This is a genomic window from Variovorax sp. P4_B11 (assembly GCF_056402355.1).
This window is the reverse complement of sequence record NZ_JBFUHO010000085.1, coordinates 22,303-29,136: the sequence shown is the minus strand read 5'-3', so window position 1 is coordinate 29,136 and position 6,834 is coordinate 22,303. Positions and strand designations below refer to the sequence as shown.

General features: G+C 70.4%; 6 protein-coding genes. All 6 read left to right on the top strand.

Features of this window, described 5'->3' with window-relative positions; genetic code table 11:
- The coding region (gene amt, locus AC1DYD_RS37470) for an ammonium transporter (RefSeq protein ID WP_478177805.1) at window positions 1-1,414 on the top strand (1,414 nt) is incomplete at its 5' end.
- Between the two features lie 383 nt (window positions 1,415-1,797).
- On the top strand, window positions 1,798-2,721 hold the full coding sequence (locus tag AC1DYD_RS37465; RefSeq protein WP_478177804.1) for an SMP-30/gluconolactonase/LRE family protein: 924 nt from the start codon (window positions 1,798-1,800) through the stop codon (window positions 2,719-2,721).
- A complete protein-coding gene (locus AC1DYD_RS37460) occupies window positions 2,718-2,855 on the top strand; it encodes a hypothetical protein (protein ID WP_478177807.1) in 138 nt (45 codons plus the stop codon). The genes AC1DYD_RS37465 and AC1DYD_RS37460 overlap by 4 nt, the downstream gene beginning before the upstream one ends.
- Window positions 2,856-2,864: 9 nt before the next feature.
- A complete protein-coding gene (locus AC1DYD_RS37455; RefSeq protein ID WP_478177803.1) occupies window positions 2,865-4,370 on the top strand; it encodes an FAD-linked oxidase C-terminal domain-containing protein in 1,506 nt (501 codons plus the stop codon).
- Window positions 4,371-4,426: 56 nt separating this feature from the next.
- Window positions 4,427-5,533: a glycolate oxidase subunit GlcE gene (glcE, locus tag AC1DYD_RS37450; RefSeq protein WP_478177802.1), complete on the top strand. Its 1,107-nt coding sequence runs from the start codon at window positions 4,427-4,429 to the stop codon at window positions 5,531-5,533.
- Window positions 5,534-5,541: 8 nt separating this feature from the next.
- Complete coding sequence (glcF, locus tag AC1DYD_RS37445; RefSeq protein WP_478177801.1) at window positions 5,542-6,792, top strand: glycolate oxidase subunit GlcF; 1,251 nt, start codon at window positions 5,542-5,544, stop codon at window positions 6,790-6,792.
- Window positions 6,793-6,834: the final 42 nt, after the last annotated feature.

Here is a 6,834-nt window from a genome sequence, read left to right as displayed (position 1 = left end):
CGCACCGGCCGCGGCCCCCGCCGCAGCCGCGCCCGCCGCAGCCGCAGCCCCTGCCGATGCGGCCGCTGCCGCTGCCACCCCGGCTCCCTCGTTCAACAAGGGCGACACCGCCTGGATGATGGTCTCGACGCTGCTCGTGATCATGATGACGGTCCCCGGCCTGGCGCTGTTCTACGGCGGCCTGGTGCGCAGCAAGAACATGCTGTCGGTCCTGATGCAGGTGATGGTCACCTTCTCGATGATCGTCGTGCTGTGGATGATCTACGGCTACAGCCTGGCCTTCACCGAGGGCAATTCCTTCATCGGCGGCTTCGACCGGCTCTTCATGAAGGGGATCTTCGATCCGGCCACCGGCGTGTTCGCCCCGGGCGCGACCTTCAGCAAGGGTGTCTACATCCCCGAGCTGCTGTTCGCCGCCTTCCAGGCCACCTTCGCCGGCATCACCTGCTGCCTGATCGTCGGCGCCTTCGCCGAACGCATCAAGTTCTCGGCCGTGCTGCTGTTCATGGCGATCTGGTTCACCTTCAGCTATGCACCGATCGCCCACATGGTCTGGTTCTGGATGGGCCCCGACGCCTACGCCAGCAAGGATGTGGTCGACGCCATGAACGACAAGGCCGGCCTGATCTGGCAGTGGGGCGCGCTCGACTTCGCAGGCGGCACCGTGGTCCACATCAACGCGGCCGTCGCCGGCCTCGTGGGTGCCTACCTCATCGGCAAGCGCATCGGCTACGGCAAGGAGTCGTTCACGCCGCATTCGCTGACGCTCACCATGGTCGGCGCCTCGCTGCTGTGGGTCGGCTGGTTCGGCTTCAACGCCGGCTCCGCCCTCGAATCGAGCACCAGCGCCGTGCTGGCCTTTATGAACACCTTCTCGGCCACCGCCGCTGCCGTGCTCGCATGGTCCATCGGTGAAGCGCTGATGCGCGGCAAGGCCTCGATGCTGGGTGCTGCGTCCGGCGCGGTCGCCGGCCTGGTGGCGATCACCCCGGCCGCCGGCAACGTCGGCCTGATGGGCGCGATCATCATCGGCTTCGTCGCCGGCTTCGCCTGCCTCTGGGGCGTCAACGGCCTCAAGAGGATCCTCGGCGCGGACGACTCGCTGGACGTCTTCGGCGTCCACGGCGTCGGCGGTATCGTCGGTGCGCTGTTGACCGGCGTGTTCAACACCCAAGCGCTCGGCGGCCCCGGCCTGGTCGGCGACTGGGTCACGGCAGGCGTGATCTCCAACGGCATCGGCGCCCAGGTCTGGATCCAGCTCAAGGCCGTGGTGCTGACGATCGTCTGGTCGGGCGTGGTGGCCTTCATCGCCTTCAAGATCGCCGACCTGACCATCGGCCTGCGCGTGTCGGAAGAGGAAGAGCGCGAAGGCCTCGACATCTCCTCCCACGGCGAAACCGCCTACAACCGCTGAAGCCTCGGGGCCGCCTCGGGCGGCCCGCTTCCGCGGACAAGAATTTTTTTGTCAGCGAGTGTCTCCTTTGGATGTTGAGCCCGCAGCCGCGGGCTCTTTTTTTGCTCGCCCCCAGGTTGCCCCGCACTGCGTGTCGGGGCGCCCACCCCCTACCGGGGGCGCAGTCAGCGGCCCGGCGAAGCCGGTTCCGCGACTGCTCACGAACGGGCGCGCTGCGCGCAGCCGTAGAAGAACCACAGCGCCGATTGATTTGGCCGGCGCAGCCAGGCCCGTTGGTGAAACACCGCGGATCCGGCTCCGCCGGTCCGCTGGTGTTGCCCCCGGTAGGGGGTGGGCGGGCTACACGAAGTGAGCCCAACCTGGGGGCGAGCATAATTTTCTTTATGTGGACCACTCTCAACGACAGCCTGAGCCAGCTCGGCGAGTCGCCGTTCTGGCATCCGGTCGAGCGCTCGCTCTATTGGCTCGACATTCCCGGCCGCGCGGTGCTGCGCACGCGCGGCGACATCGACGGCACGCCAACGGTCGAGCGCTGGAGCCTGCCGACCGAACCCGGCTGCATGGCGCCGGCGCGGCGCGGCGGACTGGTGATCGCGCTGCGCGACGGCGTCTACCGCGCGGCCGAATGGGGCGGGGTGCTGAAGCCCCTGGCGACGGTCGACCACGACATCCGCAGCATGCGCTTCAACGACGGCAAGTGCGATTCGCTGGGTCGCTTCTGGGCCGGCACCATCAACGAAGCGAAGGACCGGGCCAACGCGGTGCTTTACTGCCTCGATGCCCGCGGCGGCCGCGCGCCGGCCCTGGTGCCGATGGCCAACCAGGTCACCACCGCCAACGGACTGGCCTTCGCGCCCGACGATGCCACCGTCTACTGGTCCGACACCGCGGCCCACCGGGTGCGCGCCTGGCACTGGGCCGCGGCCGTCAACACCCTGTCGCGCGAGCGCGTGTTCCAGCAGTTCGACGACAAGCCCGCGGGCTGGACGCCGGCCTCGCCGCAGCGCTACGAAGGCCGCCCCGACGGCGCCACCATCGACGCCGACGGCCACTACTGGGCAGCGATGTTCGAGGGTGGCCAGCTGCTGCGCTTCGCCCCCTCGGGCGAGCGCGTGGCGGCGCTGCCGACGCCGGTGCAGTGCCCGACCATGCCCTGCTTCGGCGGCAACGACCTGAAGACGCTGTTCGTCACCAGCGCCCGCCGCGGCCGGCCCGCGGCCGAGCTCGAGGAGCGGCCGGCCTCGGGCTGCGTGATCAGGATGCGGGTCACCACGCCCGGCCTCCCGGTCGCCTTCTTCGAGGATTGAAGTTCGGTCATGGCTCTGAAGGCGATATCCTGCGCTACGTGCTCTTCCACTCGATCGCGCTGGCTTGCCGGGTCGGCCTGTTCGTCACGACGCAGGCCTACGTCCGGCCCTTTGCGCGGATGGTCATCCGATGAGGTCTTGAAATGAATGCGCCGCTCACTTCCTCCGAACAGGCTTCGCTGTCGGCATCGGCTCGCCAGGCGCAGGTGGTGCAGGCGCTTCGGCAGCACCTGCCCGCCCATGCGCTGATCTGGCACGACGAGGACACCGTGCCCTACGAGTGCGACGGCCTGACCGCCTACCGCCAGCGCCCGCTGGTGGTGGCCCTGCCTGAAACCGAGGCGCAGGTGGCGGCGGTGCTCGAGACCTGCCACGGGCTCGGCGTGCCGGTGGTGGCGCGCGGTGCCGGCACCGGGCTGTCGGGCGGCGCGATGCCGCATGCGATGGGCGTGACGATGTCGCTCGCCAAGTTCAACCGGATCGTCAAGATCGACCCGGTCAGCCGCACCGCGGTCGTCCAGTGCGGCGTGCGCAACCTCGCGATCAGCGAGGCGGCGGCGCCCTTCAACCTGTACTACGCGCCCGACCCCTCGAGCCAGATCGCCTGCACCATCGGCGGCAACGTGGCCGAGAACTCGGGCGGCGTGCACTGCCTCAAGTACGGGCTCACCTTGCACAACGTGCTGCGGGTGCGCGGCTTCACGGCCGAGGGCGTGGGCGTCGAATTCGGCGGCGAGGCGCTCGACTGCCCCGGCCTCGACCTGCTGGCGCTGGTGATCGGCAGCGAGGGCATGCTGGCCGTCACCACCGAGGTCACGGTCAAGCTGGTGCCCAAGCCGCAGCTGGCGCGCTGCATCATGGCCAGCTTCGACGACGTGCGCAAGGCCGGCGATGCGGTGGCCGCGGTGATCGCGGCCGGCATCATCCCGGCCGGGCTCGAGATGATGGACAAGCCCATGACCGCCGCGGTCGAGGACTTCGTGCACGCCGGCTACGACCTCGACGCCGCCGCCATCCTGCTGTGCGAATCCGACGGCACGCCCGAAGAGGTCGAGGAAGAGATCGGCCGCATGACCGAGGTGCTGCGCCAGTGCGGCGCCACCGCGATCGCCTGCAGCGAGAACGAGGACGAGCGCCTCAGGTTCTGGAGCGGCCGCAAGAACGCCTTCCCGGCCTCGGGCCGCATCAGCCCCGACTACATGTGCCTCGATTCGACCATCCCGCGCAAGCGGCTGGCCGACATCCTGCTCGCCATCCAGCAGATGGAGAAGAAGTACCAGCTGCGCTGCTGCAACGTGTTCCACGCCGGCGACGGCAACCTGCATCCGCTGGTGCTGTTCGACGCCAACGACCCCGACGAGCTGCACCGCTGCGAGCTTTTCGGCGCCGACATCCTCGAGACCAGCGTCGCGATGGGCGGCACGGTGTCGGGCGAGCACGGCGTCGGCGTCGAGAAGCTCAACAGCATGTGCGTGCAATTCACCGCGGCCGAGAACGAGCTGATGTTCGGCGTCAAGCGGGCCTTCGATCCGGCCGGTGGGCTGAACCCTGGCAAGGTGATCCCGACGCTGTCGCGCTGCGCCGAGTATGGCAAGCAGGTGTTCCGCGCCGGGCAGCCGATGCCGTTCGCGGAGCTGCCGCGTTACTGAGACCTTGCGGGACAGACCAAGAAACTGCGCAGCAGTTTTTGCCAAGAGACACCACGATGGAATCCCCAGCCCTCAGCGAGATCGCCGAGCGCATCCGCGCCGCCGCCGCCGACCGGACGACCTTGAGCATCCGGGGCGGCAACACCAAGGCTTTCTACGGCGAGCCCGCGCGCGGCATTCCGCTGGAAACCGCCACGCTCGCCGGCATCACCAGCTACGAGCCCAGCGAGCTGGTCGTCACGGTGCGTGCCGGCACGCCGCTGGCCGAGCTCGAGGCGCTGCTGGCCGAGCAGGGTCAGTGCCTGCCTTTCGAGCCGCCGCGCTTCGCGACAGGAGGTACGGTCGGAGGGATGATCGCCGCGGGTCTCAGCGGCCCGGCCCGGGCCAGCGTCGGTTCCGTGCGCGACTACCTGCTCGGCATCACCTTGGTCAACGGCCGCGGCGAGGTGCTGGTCTTCGGCGGCCAGGTGATGAAGAACGTGGCCGGCTACGACGTCTCGCGGGTGCTGACCGGATCGATGGGCGCGCTCGGGCTGGTTGCCGAGGCCAGCCTCAAGGTGCTGCCGGTGGCGCCGGCCGAAGCCACGCTCGACTTCGCTTGCAGCCAGGCCGATGCGCTGCGGCTGCTCAACGAATGGGGCGGCCGGCCGCTGCCGCTCAACGCCAGCGTCTGGCGCGAGCGCGACGGCACGGGCGTGCTGTCGCTGCGCCTGCGCGGTGCGGTGGCGGCGGTCGAGGCCGCCTGTGCGCAGCTGGGCGGCGAGCGCCAGGACAACGCGCGCGCGGCGGCCGGCTGGCAGTCGCTGCGCGACCAGCAGCATCCATGGTTCGCCGCCGGCGAGGGCGCGCGCGCGCTGTGGCGGCTGTCGGTGCCGCAGACCGCGCCGGTGCTCGACCTCGGTGGCGCGCCGCTGGTCGAGTGGCACGGCGGGCAGCGCTGGGTTCTGGCCGCGCCCGGCGAGTCGCAGCGCGTGCGTGCCGCGGCCCGCGCCGCCGGCGGCCATGCCACGCTCTTCAGGCCCGCGGCCGGCGCCCGGTACGAAGCCCGCTTCGACACCCTGAGCGCCCCCATCGAGCGCATCCACCGCGCGCTCATGAACGAGTTCGATCCCCACGCCGTCTTCGATCGCGAACGGCTCCTTCCCGCCCCACCCGCGCACTGAAGCACCGCATGCAAACCGAACTCGCTCCCGAATTCCAGGGCACCGCCGACGGCCGCGAGGCCGAGGCGATCCTGCGCAAGTGCGTGCACTGCGGCTTCTGCACCGCCACCTGCCCGACCTACCAGCTGCTCGGCGACGAGCTCGACGGCCCGCGCGGGCGCATCTACCTGATCAAGCAGGTGCTCGAAGGCAAGGCGCCGACGCGCAGCACCCAGCTGCACCTCGACCGCTGCCTGACCTGCCGCAACTGCGAGAGCACCTGCCCGAGCGGCGTGCAGTACGGCCACCTGGTCGACATCGGCCGCAAGATCGTCGACCGGAAGGTGCCGCGGCCGGCGCTCGAAAGCGCCGTGCGCTGGACCCTCAAGGAGGCGCTGCCGTCGCCGCTCTTCGGCCCCGCGATGAAGCTGGGCCAGTCGGTGCGCGGCCTGCTGCCGGCCGGGCTCCAGGCCAAGGTGCCGGCGCCGCGGCCCGCCGGCGCGTGGCCGACCCGCTCGCACGCCCGCAAGATGCTGATGCTGGCCGGCTGCGTGCAGCCGTCGATGGCGCCCAACATCAACAGCGCGACCGCCCGCGTGCTCGACGCCGCCGGCATCGAGGCCGTGATCGCCCGCAACGCCGGCTGCTGCGGCGCGGTCAAGTTCCACCTCAACGACCTCGACGGCGCCAAGGCGCAGATGCGCGCCAACATCGATGCCTGGTGGCCGCAGGTGGCGGGCGGCGCGGTCGAGGCGATCGTCATGAACGCCTCGGGCTGCGGCGTCACGGTGCGCGAGTACGGCCACATCCTGAAGGACGACCCGGCCTATGCGGCCAAGGCCACGCGCATCAGCGCCCTGACCCGCGACCTGAGCGAGCTGCTGCCCGAGCTGGTGCCGGCGCTGAAGGGCCGCGTCACGGCGCCGGCCGGCGTCGTCGCCTACCACCCGCCCTGCACGCTGCAGCACGGCCAGCAGCTGCGCGGCGGCGTCGAAGTCAACCTGCGCGCGCTCGGCTTCGACATCCAGGTGGCGGGCAGCGAGTCGCACCTGTGCTGCGGCTCGGCCGGCACCTATTCGGTGCTGCAGCCCGAGCTGGCGTACCCGCTGCGCGACCGCAAGCTGGGCCACCTGAACCAGCTGCAGCCTACGGCCATCGTGTCGGCCAACATCGGCTGCATCACGCACCTGCAAAGCGGCACCGAGACGCCCGTGCGGCACTGGGTCGAGCTGCTGGACGCCGCGCTGGCGGCCGAAACGGCGGCTGAAACTGCGGCCTGATCGCACAGGCGCAAGGGGTCTGGTCCGACCCCCGGCGCGACG

Excerpts from the sequence above, each read along its gene's own strand:
- AC1DYD_RS37465 (WP_478177804.1), top strand. The coding sequence starts at position 1,798 with ATGTGGACCACTCTCAACGACAGCCTGAGCCAGCTCGGCGAGTCGCCG.
- AC1DYD_RS37455 (WP_478177803.1), top strand. The coding sequence starts at position 2,865 with ATGAATGCGCCGCTCACTTCCTCCGAACAGGCTTCGCTGTCGGCATCG.
- glcE (WP_478177802.1), top strand. The coding sequence starts at position 4,427 with ATGGAATCCCCAGCCCTCAGCGAGATCGCCGAGCGCATCCGCGCCGCC.
- glcF (WP_478177801.1), top strand. The coding sequence starts at position 5,542 with ATGCAAACCGAACTCGCTCCCGAATTCCAGGGCACCGCCGACGGCCGC.